We start from the raw sequence: 15791 nt of genomic DNA, 5'->3' as shown, positions 1-15791 counted from the left end.
AACCAGTATGATAAGATTCTAAAATAACACTTCGACAAGCTCAGTGTGACATTATCAAGAATGACGAATTTTATAACTTTTTATACAGCCTATTGTTATTTTTATAAATCTAACTTTAAGTTTAATTCTTTTAATTGCGTTTTATCAATATTTGAAGGAGCATCTATCATAACATCTCTACCACTATTATTTTTTGGGAATGCAATAAAATCACGAATGGTTTCTTGCCCACCTAAAATAGCAACCAATCTATCCAATCCAAAAGCCAAACCACCATGTGGAGGTGCTCCATATTCAAACGCATTCATTAAAAATCCGAATTGTTCTTTTGCTTCTTCAGGAGTAAACCCTAAATGATCAAACATTAAAGCCTGTGTTGCTTTATCGTGGATACGAATAGAACCACCACCAATTTCATTTCCGTTTAATACCAAGTCATAAGCGTTTGCTCTAACTTTTCCTGGGTTGGTATCTAACATTGCCATGTCTTCAGGTTTTGGTGAAGTAAACGGGTGATGCATTGCGTGGTAACGTTCAGTTTCTTCGTCCCATTCTAACAATGGAAAATCAACCACCCATAATGGTGCAAACTCATTTGGTTTACGCAACCCTAAACGCTCAGCTAATTCCATACGCAAAGCACTTAGTTGAGCTCTAACTTTATCGGCATTACCAGATAAAACACAAACTAAATCTCCTTTTTGTGCTCCGGTAACTTCAGCCCATTTTGCTAAATCTTCTTGATCATAAAATTTATCAACTGATGATTTAAAAGAACCATCATCATTACAACGTGAATAAACCATTCCTAAAGCGCCAACTTGTGGACGTTTTATCCACGTAATTAATTTGTCTATTTCTTTTCTTGTGTAGTTATTTCCTCCAGGAACTGCAATACCAACAACTAATTCAGCATTGTTAAAAATACCGAATTCTTTGTGTTGAGCAACTTCATTCAATTCGCCAAACTCCATTCCAAATCTAATATCTGGTTTGTCGTTTCCGTACTTCTTCATGGCTTCATCATACGTCATTCTTGGAAATTCAGCAACATCAACATTATTAATTTCTTTTAATAAATGACGTGTTAATCCTTCAAACCTGTTTAAAATATCTTCTTGTTCAACAAATGCCATTTCACAATCAATTTGTGTAAACTCTGGTTGTCTATCTGCACGTAAATCCTCATCTCTAAAGCATTTTACAATTTGAAAATACTTATCCATTCCACCAACCATTAACAATTGCTTAAAAGTTTGAGGTGACTGTGGTAATGCATAAAATTGACCTTCGTTCATTCTACTTGGCACCACAAAATCACGAGCACCTTCAGGAGTAGATTTAATTAACACAGGTGTTTCAACTTCAATAAACCCTTTGTCTGAAAGATATTTACGAACCTCAATAGCTACTTTATGACGGAAAATTAAATTGTCTTTTACAGGGTTTCTTCTAATATCTAAATAACGATATTTCATTCTTAATTCATCACCACCATCGGTTTCGTCTTCAATTGTAAAAGGAGGTGTAATAGATTTGTTTAAAACAGTCAATTCTTTCACTAATATCTCAACTTCGCCAGTTTCAATATTTTTATTTTTAGAAACACGCTCAATAACTTCACCTTTTACTTGAATTACAAATTCACGCCCTAAAGTTTTCGCTTTTTCCATCATTTCTTTTGGAGTGCGCTCTTCGTCAAAAATTAATTGCGTAATTCCGTAACGGTCACGTAAATCAACCCACATCATAAACCCTTTATCCCGCGATTTTTGCACCCAACCAGCCAAAGTAACTTCCTGGCCTACACTTGTTAATCGTAATTCTCCGTTTGAATGTGTTCTATACATTGTATTATTTTTATAAGAAAGTGCAAATTTAATGAAATAGTAGCTAGATAAATAGAATTAAAAGTATTTTTTGAAATTCACAATAAAACTTTAAATTTGAAGAAAAGATTTATACCATTTTTAAAAGAACGGTACAATGATTTATAATAAATACCTGTATTGGATATCAACTATAAGCCTGTTTAGTTTGCTTATTCTTACGGGGATTTTTTACATGGTATATTATGAAAAATTAGTATTGTATTTTGAGAATTACGACTATCCAATCTATTTAATTTATCCCTTGGCTATTGCTAAAATAGCAGGCTCACTAGTTGTTTTGTTTTATAAAAAATCGCGGTTAAAGGAATTGGCGTATGCTGGTTTTTTCTTCAATTTTGTATTGGCTTTTTTTGCTCATGTTATGATTGGTGAATTTGACCCATTCCCTACTATTTTTATGACATTATTGGTTATTTCTTATGTTACAGGCAAAAAAAAGGGACGTTAAGTTGTTGATGTTTTACAGTTGATTTAAAAAATGAAGACTTCATTAATACCATTTTTTTAGCTAAAAACTTTGTATTTTAGCAAAATGAAACCAATTAATATTTCTGAAAAATTTAAGCTGTTTAGTAAACATTGGACTCCAAAAAAAATTGGAGAGTTAAACGGACAACAGTTATTATTAGCAAAAATAAAAGGTGAATTTATTTGGCATGCACATGAAAATGAAGACGAACTTTTTTTTATAATAAAAGGAAGTTTAATTATTGAATTTAGAGATAAAACTGTTGAATTAAACGAAGGTGAAATCTTTATTATTCCAAAAGGTGTTGAACATAAACCAATTGCAAAAGAAGAAGTTCATGTGTTACTATTTGAACCTTTAGCTATTAAACACACAGGAAATGTGGTGAGTAATTTAACCGTTGAAACATTCGAAAATATATAATATGGCAAAGCTTTTTTTAGTGCCAACTCCCATTGGAAATTTAGAAGATATTACCCTTAGAGCAATTCGAATTTTAAAAGAAGTTGATTTAATTTTAGCTGAAGATACACGTACAAGTGGAAAATTATTAAAACATTTTGAAATTTCTACACATATGCATAGCCACCATATGCACAATGAGCATAAAACGGTAAACAACATTGTTCAGAGAATTAAAAATGGTGAAAACATCGCTTTAATTTCTGATGCTGGTACACCTGCAATTTCCGATCCTGGGTTTTTATTAACGCGTGCTTGTTTAGAAAATAATGTTGAAATTGAATGTTTACCTGGCGCAACAGCTTTTGTACCAGCGCTTGTGAATAGTGGTTTGCCAAATGATAAATTTGTATTTGAAGGGTTTTTACCTGTAAAAAAAGGACGACAAACTCGATTAACTTTTTTAGCCGAAGAAACACGCACTATGATTTTTTACGAATCGCCTCATAAATTATTAAAAACACTAACTCATTTTTCAGAGTATTTTGGTGAAGGTCGCGCTATTTCAGTTTCAAGAGAATTGACAAAATTATACGAAGAAACTGTAAGAGGAACTGTTTTAGAAGTTATTGAGCATTTCACAACAAAATCAACCAAAGGTGAATTTGTTATTGTAGTAGGAGGAAAGAAATAATACTTAAATTTTATAATCCGTAATTTCTCTTATTATTCCAGCTTGTTCTTTTTGTATGATGGAAATTAATAAACCTTCCTTTGTGTTTTAACTGATCGTTTTCTTGTGTAGTTAAAATGTCAATAATGTTGTCTAAAGTTTTCATAATATATAGTTTTAATAGTTAGTTTAATGTGGTTAATTCAAGGATTAAAATCCGTAATTTCTTTTTCTGTTCCAGCTTGTTCTTTTTGTGGTATGGAAATTAATAAATCTTCCTTTGTGTTTTAACTGATCGTTTTCCGTTGTGCTTAAATAATCGATAATATTGTTTAAAGTTTTCATAATAAATAGTTTAATTGGTTAATGATAGTACAAATATATATTTAAATATAGTACTATGCAAAACAAAGTACTATATTGTGAAATATTTAACACATGTTAAAAATGTAAATTACTGATATATAGATAAATATGTGAAATGTGAGATTTTTGTAAATTTTATTTTTTAGAGAAAACAAATCAATAATAGCATAATTTCATATTTTAATGAGCCTTTTTAAGGGTTTGTACTTCTTTAAATACTTATGTTATCCTTTAAATACAATAAATTACCTTTGATGTTTATTTTACTTATGAATAATTTAATTAATCAAATAGAAGCACTACAACAAATCTCTCAGCAACTAAACCCTTCTTTTAAAGAAAGAGAAAAACTGAATCAACAAGTTCGTGAATTTGCCAACAATTTTATTGAAAATTTAGAAAATTATCCTGCTTATGTTGAAGGAAATCCAGATTTTAACAAACTAACTATTAATTCAATTAAAAAAGATTTGGCTGAAATTTTAGCTATTTATAATTCAGAAGTTGTTTCAAAAGGAATTAAACCAGCCTCAGGAAAACATTTAGGATATGTGCCTGGCGGTGGAATTTATACAGCAGCTTTAGCCGATTTTTTAGCGAGTGTTACTAATGAATATGCAGGAATGTATTATGCTTCACCTGGTGCTGTTGCTATTGAAAATGAAACATTAAATTGGATGAAATCTATTTTTGGTTTTCCAAAAGATGCCGTTGGAAATCTAACTTCTGGAGGTTCAATAGCAAATCTTATTGCATTAACAGCAGCACGTGATAAACATAAAATTAAAAATGAAAAAATTCCCAAAAGTGTGTTGTATTTAAGTCCGCAAGCACATCATTGCATTCATAAAGCGCTTCGAATTATCGGCTTAGAAGATCTCAAAATTAGCATTTTAGAGTTGGATGAATTATCTAAAATTGATACGAGTAAATTAACAGATAAAATAGAAGAAGATATTGCAAATGGACTGAATCCATTTATGGTAATTGCTACTGCTGGAACAACTGACACAGGCGCAATTGATCCGTTATCAGCAATAGGAAAAATAGCGAAAGAAAACAATTTATGGTATCATATTGATGGTGCTTATGGTGGGTTTTTTATGTTGGTGGAAAGTAAAAAACAACTATTTAAAGGAATTGAATTAGCTGATTCTTTAGTTGTTGATCCACATAAAGGATTATTTTTACCTTACGGAATAGGCGCTGTTTTAATTAAAGATAAAGAAGCTGTTTTTCATTCACATCATTACACGGCAGATTATATGCAAGATGCAATTTCAGCAGATTTACAAATAAATCCTTCAGATGTTTCTCCTGAATTAACAAAACATTTTAGAGGGTTAAGAATGTGGTTACCGTTACAAATTCACGGGTTAAAACCTTTTATTGCTAGTTTTGAGGAAAAAATATTATTAACTGAATATTTCAGAAATAAATTAACTGAAATAGGCTTTAAAGTAGGACCTCAACCAGACTTAACAATTAGTTATTTTTGGTATCCTTCAGCAAAAATTGATGAAAACACATTTAATAAAAAGTTAGTTGAGTTTATCCATGAAAATGGTGATGTGTTTTTTAGCACAACTAAAATAAATGGAAAGTTTGTAATACGAATGGCTATACTTTCTATTAGAACTAAAAAAGCAACTATTGATACAGCTATTGAAATGATTCAAAAATGTTTAACGCAGACTAAAGAAGCATTTTCAATTCTTTAAGAAGACTGTTTGAAAATTTATTAAATTCCATCATTCTGAATAATGTCACACTGAGCTTTGTCGAAGTGTTATTTTAGAATCTCAGCAAAATTATTTTCAATGGTTATGAGAACTTAAAACAAGTTCAGGTTGATGACAATTTTATTTTCAAACGGTCTCTCTTTCAATTTAAGAGTAATTTTTTAATAACTCATTTCCACAATTTTTTCAACATCACCTGGTGTTACTTTACCGTGTTCTCCTAAACCTTTCCAACCACGATCTGTAAATCGTTTTGAAATAATTTGAGCAGTGCCTTTATAATCTTTTGTATATTCAGAAAGTTTCGTCTTAATACCTAATGATTGAAAAAACTGAGTTGTTTTTTTTATTCCAGCAATTGCTTTTTCTTCTTTAGTACCTTCAGAAATATTCCAAACGCGTTCAGCGTATTGTGCTAATTTTTCTTTTTTGCTTTCTAAATTATACGTGTAATGACTTTCAGTAATAATTGCCAAAGTACAAGCGTGATCTATTCCAAATAAAGCAGTTAGTTCGTGCCCCATCATATGAATTGCCCAATCGGACGGCACACCTTTTTGAATTAAACCATTTAAAGCCATAGTACAACTCCACATAAAATTAGCAGCAGCATTATAATCAGAAGTATCTTTTAATATTTTTGGAGCTACTTCAATAATGGTTTGTAAAATACTTTCAGCAAAACGATCTTGTAAAAGTCCATTAACCGGATACGTCATATATTGTTCTAAAACGTGTGTAAAAGCATCTGCAAGTCCGTTTGCAATTTGACGTTGCGGAATAGATTTAACTACTTCTGGATCTAAAATTGAAAACACGGGAAATAAACCTGGTCCGCCCATCACTAATTTTTCTTTAGTTTCTTTTCGTGTAATTACTGAACCGGAATTCATTTCAGAACCCGTTGCTGGAAGTGTAAGCACTGTTCCAAAAGGCATTCCTTTTTGTGTTGGAATGTTTTTAGTTAATATTTCCCAAGGATCTTCACCTTTATATAATGCCGCAGATGATAAAAATTTAGTTCCATCAATTACAGAACCTCCACCAACAGCTAGTAAAAATGTGATTTTCTCTTCTTTAATTACCTTTAACGCATCCATTAAAACTGCATATTCTGGATTTGCAGGAATTCCACCAAATTCAAGGACTTCAAAATTTAAAATTGCTGTTTTTACTTGCTCATAAACTCCATTATTTTTAATACTTCCACCTCCATAAAGTAATAATACTTTAGCATTTGCTGGAATTTCAGTTGCAAGATTTTCTATTTGGTTTTTTCCAAAAAGTATTTTTGTTGGATTTTTAAAATCGAAATTATTCATAATCGCATTTTTTTAATAATAATTATTCAATTACAGTTACTAAATCTTCAGTGCTTTTTCTAACTTTTTTCAAGTTCACTAACCAATCGCTATCAACATCTCTATAACCAATGGGTAATAGTACACAACTTCTTAAACCTTTTTCGCGTAATCCTAAAATTTCGTCAACTTTAGCAGGGTCAAAACCTTCAATAGGAGTTGTGTCTACACCTTCGTAAGCGGCAGCAATAATAGCCGCTGAAAAAGCAATATAAGCTTGTTTTGCAGCGTGGTTAAAGTTTTCCTCAGCATCTTTTTGAGGGTACGCAACTAATAACATTTTACGATAGTTTTCCCAGCCTTCGTTTTTAAATCCTCTAATCTCATTAGTTAAGTCAAACATTTTATTTATTCTTTCTTCTGTATAAGTGTCCCAAGCAGCAAATACTAATAAATGAGAACAGTCTGTAATCATAGATTGGTTCCAAGCCACAGGTCTAATAGCTTCTTTAATAGCTTTATTTTTAACTACAATTATTTCAAAAGGTTGTAAACCACTTGATGTTGGTGCTAAACGAGCCGCTTCAATAATGTTGTCAATTTTTTCTTGCGCTACTTTTTTACCGTTCATTGCTTTTGCAGCGTATCTCCAATTTAATTTATCTAATAATTCCATATTTTCAATTTATATAGTTGCTATTTCTTTTATTTTTTCTGAAGTTATAATTTGTACTGTTGAAGTTGAATTTGCTAATTTTAGCATAGCTTTCACAATATGTTCAGCTTCTGTAATTCTGTATTTTTTTAATTTCCCGAAGAATAAAGGTTGAAGTAATTTAAATATAAATATTCCTGTTTTTTCTCCTATTCGTTGTTCTTTTCTGTTTCCAGCAATAATTGAAGGTTGTAAAATGTGTGTTTTTTTAATTTTTTTTGAAAGCACATCACGCTCCATTTCACCTTTTGTTTTATTGTAAAAAATGCTACTAGTTGCATTTGCTCCAAGAGCAGAAACAACTAAAAAGGTATGTATTGCATTTTCTTTTGAAAGTTTTGCTGCAGCAACCGGAATTCCATAATCAATGGCTGTATAAATAGTTTTTTTAGGTGTTTTTTTGGCGGTGGTTCCAATACAACAATACACTTCATCGCCTGTAAATTCAGCTTTAAAACTTTCTAATTCAAATAAATCCCCCATATATTGATTCACTTTTGAAGGCAACCCATCTATTTTTTTTCTAGAAAAAAGTTTGATCGTTTTATAACGATTATCATTCACCAATTTTTGTAAAAGAATAGAACCCGTTAAACCTGATGCTCCCAATATAATAGCAGTTTTTCCCATAACTTATAATTTTATACTATCCCAAGCAGCTTGAAATGCCTCATTTAGCTTTTCCTGATTTAACTCACAGTTATTTTTATATTGTTTATTTGTTAAAAATGCTAACGGATAAATGGTAAATGCATACAATAAATAGGGAGAAATGGGTTTAATAACACCTTCTTGTTTTCCTCTTTCCCATAAATCTAGTAGTGGTTGTAAATGCTTTAAACCTTCACGTTTAAAAGCATCATCAATCATAGGTGTATTATCACATTGTGATAAAAAAACAGCTTCTTCAACTTTATCTAATTTAAAATTTGCAATGTTAAACCATATTTGCTTGAAACTTTCTTTTACACATTTTTCTTCATAGTAATTTTTAAATGCAAAAGCACTAAACAACTTTTTCATTTCTAAATACAATTGATTAATTAAATCTTGTTTATTTTCAAAATAAATATAAATAGTAGCTGGAGATACTTCCGCCATTTTCGCTATTTTAGACATTGGTGCATCATGAAACCCATGATTGTTTACCAAATGAAGCGTTGCATCTAATAAATCAATACGTTTTTTATCACATTTTTGTCGAATAGCCATCTAAGTTTATTAATATTTTAGAGTGTAAATATAAATAAAAAATTTACAAAGCGAACGTTCATTCATTTTGAAAATATAAATTAATGTTAAGACTTAAAAAGAGTACTTTTGTAGCACAATGAAGAATATGAGAATTAAAGGAAAAAATAGCGAACAATTACATTCAAATAATAAACATAAGAATGGTTATGATTTTAATGAGCTATGTGAAGCGTATCCAGATTTAAAAGAGTTTGTTTTTGTAAATAAATACGGTACTGAAACCATAGATTTTGCAAATCCAAAAGCGGTAAAAGCAATAAATACAGCTTTATTATTTAAATTTTATACTATTTCTTTTTGGGATTTTCCTGATGATAATTTATGTCCGCCTATTCCAGGTAGAGTTGATTATATTCATTATTTAGCTGATGTGTTGAAATCTTCAAAAATTAAAGAACCTATTTCAATTTTAGATATTGGAACTGGTGCAAACTGTATTTATCCGTTATTAGGAAACGCTGAATATAATTGGAAATTTGTTGGGACAGATATTGATAAAAAATCGTTGGATAGAGCTCAAATAATTTTAAAAAAGAACAAGCTTACAGAAGCTATTCAACTAAAACATCAAAAAGATTCAGCCAATATTTTTAATGGTATTTTGAATGCAACTGATAAATTTTCTGCTTCTATGTGTAATCCGCCTTTTTACAGATCTCAACAAGATGCTATGGAAGCCAATGCTCGAAAATTAGAAGGATTGGGAAATAACAATATGTCTACATCTCGAAATTTTAGTGGAAAACAGCAAGAATTATGGTATAAAGGAGGCGAAAAAGCATTTATTCATACGTATTTGTATGAAAGCTCTATGTTTAAAACTCAGTGTTTTTGGTATAGTACGCTTGTTTCAAAAAAGGAAAACGCTGAAAGCATGTTAAGTTCTTTGAAAAAATTGGGCGCAACTGAAATTAAAACAATTCCAATGCATCAAGGTAATAAAGCAACTCGTATTGTAGCCTGGACATTTCTTTCAAAAGAAGAACAAAAAGAGTGGAATTCTACTTTATAAAGTATAATTGTTGCTTTATTTAAAATAATAAACAAACAGGTGTTGGAACTTGTACACTTTGTAAATAACTTAATTTACCTGTTTTAGAAGCGACTTTGTACACGCTAATATTTTTACTTTTTTGATTGGCTACCAATAAAAATTGCCCGTTGGGTGCAATCGTAAAATTACGAGGCCAATCTCCTTCAACACTAATAGTTTGTATTTTTTTTAGAGTACCGTTTATTGCATTTCTTTTAAAAACCACCATACTATTTTCACCTCTGTTTGAGCCATACACATAGTTTTCATCATTTGATAAGTGAATATCAGCACACGAATTTTCGTCTTTAAAATTCGTATCTAAAGTACTTATATTTTGAATTTTTTTGTATTGATGTTTTGAATTTTTCAATACTGAAATTGTTGAAGAATATTCATTTATCACATAAATAAAATTACCGTTTTTAGTAATTTTAAAATGACGAGGACCTGATTTTTTACCCATCAAATAATTCTCGTTTAAAACAAAATTACTATCCTCTTTAGAATAATGTGCTAAAAAATTACGCCCTAAATCTGCAACAAATAAATCATTTTTAAAAAACTGCGTAGAATGCGCATGAGATTTCTTCTTAACGGTATTATGATTAAGTATTTGATTCGCTGGTTTAATTTCTCCATTACCTCCAATTTTATGAATTGAAATTGTACCACCTGAGTAATTTGAAATAGCGACATTTTTTGAATTTACTTCAATATGACAAGGGTGCGCGCCATTTGAACTAACACTATTAATAAATTGAAGTTCACCATTTTTAACTACAGAAAAAGCACTAACAAACCCACTATTGGTGTTGCTAAAATTATTAACTTCACTTACCGCATATAAAAATTTACGGTTTGAAGAATAAGATAAAAATGATGGATTGTTTAATGTAGCAACTAGTTTTTGATCGCTAATTTCACCAGTTTTTGTATTAAAATTATAATAGTAAATTCCTTCACTTTTTTCATCTGTATAGGTTCCTAAATAAAGAGGAATGTTTTGAGCACAAGTTGTAATTCCAACAACTAAAAATAAGGTGTTAAATAACTGTTTCATACCTAAAATGTTTATTATTTTATGACTATTCCTCGTTTATTTAATAAAGGAATGGTACGCAAAGCACTTTCTTTAATTGTTCCTTTTTCAAACACATATTTTTTATCGTACATTTTAGTTCCTTCAAAAAAAGTAACATTAAAAAAATTGGTAATATTTACAACTTCACCTTGTAGTAATTCAATTTTAGCGAAAGATTTTGCAGGTAGTTTTTCAATTTTTTTTCGCATTACCGAAGTTTCCAATAGTTTATCTTCATCATAACCTTTTGAAACAATTATCACCATTTCAATAGCAACTTCTTTGTTGTTAATAATGTAAGCGTTCCAATCATCACATTGAAATTCATTATTAAACTCTTTAACAATAGCTATATAAACGTTAGTTACTTCAGGAATTTGAATGTCTTTTTTCATGAACAGTATGTTACAATACCGACTTAAACTGCTCTAAAAATCGAACATCGTTTTCATAAAACATTCTAATATCAGGTATTTGATACAATAGCATAGCAATACGTTCTATTCCCATTCCAAATGCATAACCTGAGTATACTTCAGGATCAATATTTGCATTTTTAAGTACGTTTGGGTCAACCATACCACAACCCATAATTTCTAACCAACCAGTCCCTTTTGTAATTTTATAATCGGTTTCTGTTTCTAAACCCCAATAAATGTCTACTTCTGCGCTTGGCTCTGTAAATGGAAAATAAGATGGACGTAAGCGTATTTTAGATTTCCCAAACATTTCTTTGGTAAAATAAAGTAATGTTTGTTTTAAATCGGCAAAAGAAACATCCGTATCAATATATAACCCTTCAACTTGGTGAAAAATACAATGTGCACGTGCTGAAATATCTTCATTTCTAAAAACACGCCCTGGAGAAATGGTTCTAATTGGTGGTTTATGATTTTCCATATAACGCACTTGTACCGATGAGGTGTGTGTACGCAGTAACAAATCTGGATTTTTTTCAATAAAGAAAGTATCCTGCATATCACGTGCCGGATGATATTCAGGTAAATTTAAAGCCGTAAAATTATGCCAGTCATCTTCAATTTCAGGCCCTTCTGAAACTGTAAAGCCAATACGTGAAAACACATCAATAATCTGATTTCTTACCAATGATATTGGGTGACGAGAACCTAATTCAATAGGTTCAGAAGGTCGAGTTAAATCTCCGTAAAAGCCTTTTTTCTCGGCTGAGTTTTCTAAAATATCTTTAAGTTCTGTAACTTTATTTAGTGCTAAATTTTTTAAGGTATTTAATGCTTGCCCAAAATCTTTTCTCTCTGCAGGAGCCACATTTTTAAATTCAACAAATAAATCATTTAACAATCCTTTTTTACCTAAGAATTTAATTCTAAAAGTTTCAATTTCATTTGTAGTAGTTGCATTAAATGCAGTTACTTCACCAATCAGTTCTTTTACTTTATCTAACATTTCGTATATAAAATTAGGCTGCAAATTTAAACAATTTTATTTTGTATTAAAGAATTTGTGACTGAAAGCTTTTACTAGTCTTTTTATTTCAAAAACAGGAGTTGTTAATTCTATTTTAGGCTTTTTAATACTGCCTTTATTGGGTTCTCTAATTTATCTTTCTAAAATCATTAAAATGTAGGGTTAAAATTTTATCTTGCATATACAAATAAAGCCATTAAAATGATAAAAAATCCTTTACCAGATTTAAAAGCATACGAATTTGAAGATGTTGCTTTTAATGAATTAATGCAGAATAGGATAAACAAAGTACTCATAGTTTGTTCTAATTACGATTTTTATATGTTAGAAGAAGATGGTAGGATTGATGAACGAATTTTTAATGAATATACTGCATTAAACTTAAGATATCCTCCTAGTTTTGTGCACGCAAACTCTGCAAAAAGTGCCGTAAAAAAATTAAATTCAGATAAAATTGACCTGGTAATTACTTGGTTAGATATTGGAAACTATAAAGCTTTTGAAACTTCAAAAATAATAAAAGAAAATTTTCCAAATGTTCCAATTGCAGCGCTTAGCCATTATTCATCTGAATTAAGAAAAAAAGTATTAAGAGCAAATACAGGAATTATAGATTTTGTTTTTCATTGGAATGGCAATGTTGATATTTTTTTAGCAATTATAAAACTGACTGAAGACAGAATGAATGCTGAAAAAGACATAAATAAAATTGGGGTTAAAGCTATTTTGTTAGTGGAAGATTCATTGCGGTTTTATTCAAGATATTTACCAATTATTTATAAAATTATATTGAAGCAAACGCACTCATTTATGTCTGAAGGACTAAATGAACACCGTGGAATGATGCTAATGCGAGGTCGTCCAAAAATCTTATTAGCTACAAATTACGAAGAAGGAATGGAACTGTTTGAACAGTACCAGCACAATCTTTTAGGAGTTATTTCAGATGTTAGTTATTTTAAAGGAGGAAAACGAGATCCACACGCGGGTTTTGAATTTTTAAAATATGTAAGAAGTTTAGAGCGTTATTTTCCATTTTTAATTCAATCTTCAGACAATGAAAATGGAAAAATTGCATTAGAGTTAAAAGGAAAGTTTTTATACAAACATTCTGAAACTTTAGGTGAAGAATTAAAAAAATACATTACAAAATATTTTTCTTTTGGCGCTTTTGAATTTTGGGATCCAAAACAAATGAAAGTTTTAGCTAAAGTGAAAGATTTAAACACCTTTCAAAAAGCACTAACCTTTGTAACTCCTGAAGCAATTTCTTACCACGCAAAAAGAAGCGAATACTCTAAATGGTTAAAATCTAGAGCTTTATTCCCTTTAGCCAATTTATTTAGTAAAGTTGAATTTGAAGATTTTGAAGATGCTGAACATGTACGTGGTTTTTTAATTAAAGCAATTAAAGCATATAGAATATTTAGATCAAGGGGTATTATTGCTAAATTTGATAAAGATAAATATGATGAATATTTAGGATTTTCAAGAATTGGAGAAGGCTCATTAGGTGGTAAAGGACGTGGTTTAGCATTTATAGATTCTTTTTTAAAGCGTCATAAACTTTTTCATAAATATAAAGATGTCACAATTTCAATACCAAGAACCGTTGTTTTAAGTACTGATGTTTTTGATGAATTTATGGAAATTCATGAATTAATACAATTTGTTGCTAACTGCGATAATGATGATGAAATTTTAGAAAAATTTATTTCAAAACCTTTACCTCAATGGGTTTTAAATGATATCGAAGCATTTCTTAAAATAACCAATTCACCAATTGCAATAAGGTCTTCAAGTGTTTTAGAAGATTCTCACTATCAGCCATTTGCAGGGGTTTTTGCAACATATATGATTCCAAGTTCTGAAAAAGAAAGAATGCTAATAATGGCTTCCAATGCCATTAAGTCGGTGATGGCATCTGCCTTTTTTCATAATAGTAAATCATACTTAAAAGCGACTTCTCATTCTATTGAAGAAGATAAAATGGGTGTGATTTTACAAGAAGTTGTAGGAAAACAATACAACGATGTCTATTATCCGAATATTTCTGGAGTTGCAAGATCAATAAATTTTTATCCAATTGGTCATGAATTACCAAATGAAGGAATTGCAAATATTGCAATAGGTTTGGGTGAAATAATTGTTGGTGGAGGTAGAACTTTACGATTTTCACCTGCGCATCCTAAAAAAATATTACAACTATCATCACCAGATTCTACACAACGTGAAACACAACAACATATTTACGGTTTAGATGTGAACCCAGATAGTTATAAGGCTTCAACCAATGAATCTATCAATAAAAAGAAAATTTCAATAAGACGTGCTGAAAAACATGGATCTCTAAAATTTGTAGCTTCAACCTACGATTTACAAAATAACATTATAAAACCAGGTGTTTTACATGATGGTATTAGAGTAATTACTTTTGATAATATTTTAAAATACAATACGTTTCCATTGCCTGATATTTTAAAAGATTTATTACGTATTGGTCAACGTGAAATGAGAAACCCAATTGAAATTGAATTTGCTGTAAAATTAGATGTTCCCGCAGGTCAACCTAAGGAGTTTAGCTTTTTACAAATTAGACCAATTATTGAAAGTTATGAAGCAACTAGCGAGCTTCCAGAAAATATTGATACTGAAGACACTATTATTTACTCTGAATCTGCATTAGGAAATGGTAAATATGATGATATTTACGATTTTGTATATGTAAAGCCCGAAACATTTAACAGTGCTAATACAAGAGAAATTGCTGCTGCCGTAGAAAAAATGAATAAAAAATTTATTGAATTAGATAGAAAATATGTATTAGTAGGCCCAGGTAGATGGGGATCTAGCGATCCTTGGTTGGGAATTCCAGTAATTTGGGCACAAATATCAGCCGCAAAAATAATTGTAGAAGCGGGGCTTAACGATTTTAGAATTGACCCAAGTCAAGGAACTCACTTTTTTCAAAACTTAACATCATTCAAAGTTGGGTATTTAACTATAAACCCATTTATCAATGATGGTTTTTTTGATTTAGAATATTTAAATAAACAAGATGCTTGTTGTGAAGATGAGTATTTAAGGCATATTTGTTTTGAAGAACCTATAACCATAGTAATTGAAGGTAAAAGTAACAAAGCAGCAATATTTAAAAAAGGATATAAATTAGAAAAAAACAGAGAAACTTTAGAGGATTCTATGGAAGAATTACCTCCTGAAGGTTTTATGTAAAAAATTAACATTGTTATAAATTTGATAATTTTTAGATGTTTGAGTATGCTTTTTATTTGTTTTTATCAAAGTTTAGCAACATAAATTACAGAAGTCAAAAATATTCTATTTTTTTAATTAAAAAATGATTTTAATATCAGTAATTTTGTAAAAGAATTTTTAAAAAGTTTAAACACTTAT

16 protein-coding genes are annotated in these 15791 nt (G+C 30.0%); 6 read left to right on the top strand and 10 right to left on the bottom strand.

Features of this window, described 5'->3' with window-relative positions; all coding sequences use genetic code 11:
- Window positions 1-101: 101 nt before the first annotated feature.
- On the bottom strand, window positions 102-1850 hold the full coding sequence (gene aspS / locus GQ540_RS10335) for an aspartate--tRNA ligase (protein WP_291800724.1): 1749 nt from the start codon (window positions 1848-1850) through the stop codon (window positions 102-104).
- A 136-nt stretch (window positions 1851-1986) separates the two neighbouring features.
- On the opposite strand from aspS, the gene GQ540_RS10330 reads away from it, so the two are divergent.
- The 3 genes from GQ540_RS10330 to rsmI all read left to right on the top strand — a co-directional run bounded on the left by GQ540_RS10330 (window position 1987) and on the right by rsmI (window position 3457).
- Window positions 1987-2340: a DoxX family protein gene (locus GQ540_RS10330; RefSeq protein ID WP_291800722.1), complete on the top strand. Its 354-nt coding sequence runs from the start codon at window positions 1987-1989 to the stop codon at window positions 2338-2340.
- An 84-nt stretch (window positions 2341-2424) separates the two neighbouring features.
- Entirely contained in the window at window positions 2425-2784 is a 360-nt protein-coding gene (locus GQ540_RS10325) for a cupin domain-containing protein (protein ID WP_291800720.1), read from the top strand.
- A gap of 1 nt (window position 2785) precedes the next feature.
- Complete coding sequence (gene rsmI, locus GQ540_RS10320; RefSeq protein ID WP_291800718.1) at window positions 2786-3457, top strand: 16S rRNA (cytidine(1402)-2'-O)-methyltransferase; 672 nt, start codon at window positions 2786-2788, stop codon at window positions 3455-3457.
- 10 nt (window positions 3458-3467) lie between these two features.
- On the opposite strand, the gene GQ540_RS10315 is transcribed toward rsmI, so the two are convergent.
- Window positions 3468-3602, bottom strand: coding sequence for a hypothetical protein (locus GQ540_RS10315; RefSeq protein WP_291800716.1), 135 nt, complete (start codon window positions 3600-3602; stop codon window positions 3468-3470).
- A gap of 44 nt (window positions 3603-3646) precedes the next feature.
- On the bottom strand, window positions 3647-3781 hold the full coding sequence (locus GQ540_RS10310) for a hypothetical protein (RefSeq protein WP_291800714.1): 135 nt from the start codon (window positions 3779-3781) through the stop codon (window positions 3647-3649).
- A gap of 290 nt (window positions 3782-4071) precedes the next feature.
- On the opposite strand from GQ540_RS10310, the gene GQ540_RS10305 reads away from it, so the two are divergent.
- Window positions 4072-5523 (top strand): aminotransferase class V-fold PLP-dependent enzyme, encoded by a 1452-nt coding sequence (locus GQ540_RS10305; protein ID WP_291800713.1) that lies wholly within the window; start codon window positions 4072-4074, stop codon window positions 5521-5523.
- 182 nt (window positions 5524-5705) lie between these two features.
- Here GQ540_RS10305 and GQ540_RS10300 read toward each other — a convergent pair whose 3' ends face one another.
- Genes GQ540_RS10300 through GQ540_RS10285 form a run of 4 tightly spaced genes read right to left on the bottom strand, consistent with a single transcriptional unit; the run spans window position 5706 to window position 8772 of the window.
- Window positions 5706-6866 (bottom strand): iron-containing alcohol dehydrogenase, encoded by a 1161-nt coding sequence (locus GQ540_RS10300; protein WP_291800711.1) that lies wholly within the window; start codon window positions 6864-6866, stop codon window positions 5706-5708.
- A 22-nt stretch (window positions 6867-6888) separates the two neighbouring features.
- Window positions 6889-7521, bottom strand: coding sequence for a nitroreductase family protein (locus GQ540_RS10295; RefSeq protein ID WP_291800709.1), 633 nt, complete (start codon window positions 7519-7521; stop codon window positions 6889-6891).
- Window positions 7522-7530: 9 nt separating this feature from the next.
- Window positions 7531-8190: an NAD(P)H-binding protein gene (locus GQ540_RS10290; protein WP_291800707.1), complete on the bottom strand. Its 660-nt coding sequence runs from the start codon at window positions 8188-8190 to the stop codon at window positions 7531-7533.
- A gap of 3 nt (window positions 8191-8193) precedes the next feature.
- Window positions 8194-8772, bottom strand: a complete 579-nt coding sequence (locus GQ540_RS10285) for a TetR/AcrR family transcriptional regulator (protein ID WP_291800705.1) — start codon at window positions 8770-8772, stop codon at window positions 8194-8196.
- Window positions 8773-8899: 127 nt separating this feature from the next.
- Here GQ540_RS10285 and rlmF point away from each other — a divergent pair, with 127 nt between their 5' ends.
- Window positions 8900-9826, top strand: coding sequence for a 23S rRNA (adenine(1618)-N(6))-methyltransferase RlmF (gene rlmF / locus GQ540_RS10280; RefSeq protein WP_291800703.1), 927 nt, complete (start codon window positions 8900-8902; stop codon window positions 9824-9826).
- Window positions 9827-9845: 19 nt separating this feature from the next.
- Here rlmF and GQ540_RS10275 read toward each other — a convergent pair whose 3' ends face one another.
- From GQ540_RS10275 to pheS, 3 genes are read right to left on the bottom strand one after another with little or no spacing between them, the layout of a single operon-like run.
- The gene (locus GQ540_RS10275; protein WP_291800701.1) at window positions 9846-10910 is read right to left on the bottom strand and encodes a lactonase family protein; all 1065 of its coding nucleotides are present in this window, start codon (window positions 10908-10910) and stop codon (window positions 9846-9848) included.
- A gap of 14 nt (window positions 10911-10924) precedes the next feature.
- Window positions 10925-11326 (bottom strand): hypothetical protein, encoded by a 402-nt coding sequence (locus GQ540_RS10270; RefSeq protein WP_291800699.1) that lies wholly within the window; start codon window positions 11324-11326, stop codon window positions 10925-10927.
- A 10-nt stretch (window positions 11327-11336) separates the two neighbouring features.
- Window positions 11337-12356, bottom strand: a complete 1020-nt coding sequence (gene pheS, locus GQ540_RS10265; protein ID WP_291800696.1) for a phenylalanine--tRNA ligase subunit alpha — start codon at window positions 12354-12356, stop codon at window positions 11337-11339.
- A 222-nt stretch (window positions 12357-12578) separates the two neighbouring features.
- Between pheS and GQ540_RS10260 the strand changes: the two genes are divergently transcribed.
- Window positions 12579-15611 (top strand): PEP/pyruvate-binding domain-containing protein, encoded by a 3033-nt coding sequence (locus tag GQ540_RS10260; protein WP_291800694.1) that lies wholly within the window; start codon window positions 12579-12581, stop codon window positions 15609-15611.
- Window positions 15612-15791: the final 180 nt, after the last annotated feature.

It is taken from the genome of Lutibacter sp. (genome assembly GCF_013139515.1).
In the GTDB taxonomy this organism is placed as follows: domain Bacteria; phylum Bacteroidota; class Bacteroidia; order Flavobacteriales; family Flavobacteriaceae; genus Lutibacter.
This window is presented reverse-complemented; position numbering and strand designations above follow the sequence as displayed.

Bases quoted from the DNA above. Each gene is read 5' to 3' on its own strand.
- aspS (WP_291800724.1), bottom strand. From the start codon at position 1,850: ATGTATAGAACACATTCAAACGGAGAATTACGATTAACAAGTGTAGGC.
- GQ540_RS10330 (WP_291800722.1), top strand. From the start codon at position 1,987: ATGATTTATAATAAATACCTGTATTGGATATCAACTATAAGCCTGTTT.
- GQ540_RS10325 (WP_291800720.1), top strand. From the start codon at position 2,425: ATGAAACCAATTAATATTTCTGAAAAATTTAAGCTGTTTAGTAAACAT.
- rsmI (WP_291800718.1), top strand. From the start codon at position 2,786: ATGGCAAAGCTTTTTTTAGTGCCAACTCCCATTGGAAATTTAGAAGAT.
- GQ540_RS10315 (WP_291800716.1), bottom strand. From the start codon at position 3,602: ATGAAAACTTTAGACAACATTATTGACATTTTAACTACACAAGAAAAC.
- GQ540_RS10310 (WP_291800714.1), bottom strand. From the start codon at position 3,781: ATGAAAACTTTAAACAATATTATCGATTATTTAAGCACAACGGAAAAC.
- GQ540_RS10305 (WP_291800713.1), top strand. From the start codon at position 4,072: ATGAATAATTTAATTAATCAAATAGAAGCACTACAACAAATCTCTCAG.
- GQ540_RS10300 (WP_291800711.1), bottom strand. From the start codon at position 6,866: ATGAATAATTTCGATTTTAAAAATCCAACAAAAATACTTTTTGGAAAA.
- GQ540_RS10295 (WP_291800709.1), bottom strand. From the start codon at position 7,521: ATGGAATTATTAGATAAATTAAATTGGAGATACGCTGCAAAAGCAATG.
- GQ540_RS10290 (WP_291800707.1), bottom strand. From the start codon at position 8,190: ATGGGAAAAACTGCTATTATATTGGGAGCATCAGGTTTAACGGGTTCT.
- GQ540_RS10285 (WP_291800705.1), bottom strand. From the start codon at position 8,772: ATGGCTATTCGACAAAAATGTGATAAAAAACGTATTGATTTATTAGAT.
- rlmF (WP_291800703.1), top strand. From the start codon at position 8,900: ATGAGAATTAAAGGAAAAAATAGCGAACAATTACATTCAAATAATAAA.
- GQ540_RS10275 (WP_291800701.1), bottom strand. From the start codon at position 10,910: ATGAAACAGTTATTTAACACCTTATTTTTAGTTGTTGGAATTACAACT.
- GQ540_RS10270 (WP_291800699.1), bottom strand. From the start codon at position 11,326: ATGAAAAAAGACATTCAAATTCCTGAAGTAACTAACGTTTATATAGCT.
- pheS (WP_291800696.1), bottom strand. From the start codon at position 12,356: ATGTTAGATAAAGTAAAAGAACTGATTGGTGAAGTAACTGCATTTAAT.
- GQ540_RS10260 (WP_291800694.1), top strand. From the start codon at position 12,579: ATGATAAAAAATCCTTTACCAGATTTAAAAGCATACGAATTTGAAGAT.